1 pseudogene is annotated in these 436 nt (G+C 47.9%); it reads left to right on the plus strand.

The annotated features are described in order from the left end of the window. Positions 1-26: 26 nt before the first annotated feature. Positions 27-436, plus strand: a pseudogene (locus AC1DUA_RS40695) (carbohydrate ABC transporter permease); the annotation flags it as partial.

Consider the following 436-nt stretch of genomic DNA (forward strand, 5'->3'; position numbering starts at 1 on the left):
TAATATTACTCTGACCGCATTCGGATAATATTACTCTGACCGCATTCGGAGCTTATGCTCTCTCGCGTAAGAGCTTACAGTACCGCAAACCACTCATGTTGTTTATCATCTTTACAATGTTTTTTAGCGGAGGGTTGATTCCCCTCTACTTGACGGTTAAGGGAGTGGGACTCGTTGATTCCTTGTGGGCGCTTATCATTCCGCAGGCTATTAACACGTTTAACCTGATTCTAATGAAGACCGCATTCGAAGCCATTCCAGATGCGCTGGAGGAGTCGGCCAAAATGGACGGAGCGAACGATTTCGTCATTTTATTCAGGATCGTGCTGCCGCTCTCGATGCCCGTGATCGCCGTCATGCTGCTGTATTATGGTGTGAGCCATTGGAACTCCTGGTTCAATGCGATGATTTTCCTGCAGGAACGTTCGCTCTACCC

It is taken from the genome of Paenibacillus sp. 01T422 (assembly GCF_056398785.1).